Consider the following 528-nt stretch of genomic DNA (forward strand, 5'->3'; position numbering starts at 1 on the left):
CGGGCGCATAGTGTGGCTGCACATGAAGTTGCCCCTGCTGGGCCCCGTGTCGGTCACCGGCTTTCAGAACGCGTGGTTCTTCCTGTTCCTGCTGGCCGTTCTGCTGGTCCTGGGCATCTACGTCGTGCTGCAGTTCGCCCGCCGCCGGCGCCGGCTGCGCCGGTTCACCGAGGAGGCCGTGCCGCAGTCGCCGAGGCGGCACCTTCCGATCGCGGTGGCGCTGCTCAGCCTGATCCTGTTGACCATCGCGCTGGCCACCCCCACCCACGACATGCGTATCCCCCGCAACCGGGCTGTCGTCGTGCTGGTCATCGACATGTCGCAGTCGATGCGGGCGACCGACGTCCCGCCGAACCGGCTCAAGGCCGCCGAGGAGGCGGCCGGCCAGTTCGCCAGTCAGCTCACGCCGGGCATCAACCTGGGCCTGGTCGGCTTCGCCGGCACGCCATACCTGCTGGTGTCGCCCACCCCGCAGCACCAGGCGACGATCGACGCGCTCAAGAAGCTCGACTTCGCCGACAGCACGGC

The 528-nt window shown here is 69.3% G+C and carries 1 protein-coding gene; it reads left to right on the top strand.

Annotation, left to right across the window (positions count from 1 at the left end):
• Positions 1–22 precede the first annotated feature (22 nt).
• On the top strand, positions 23–528 hold a 506-nt coding region (locus tag A9X05_RS06545; RefSeq protein ID WP_156736518.1), incomplete at its 3' end, for a VWA domain-containing protein.

The organism is Mycobacterium sp. E3298 (assembly GCF_001666895.1).
In the GTDB taxonomy this organism is placed as follows: domain Bacteria; phylum Actinomycetota; class Actinomycetes; order Mycobacteriales; family Mycobacteriaceae; genus Mycobacterium.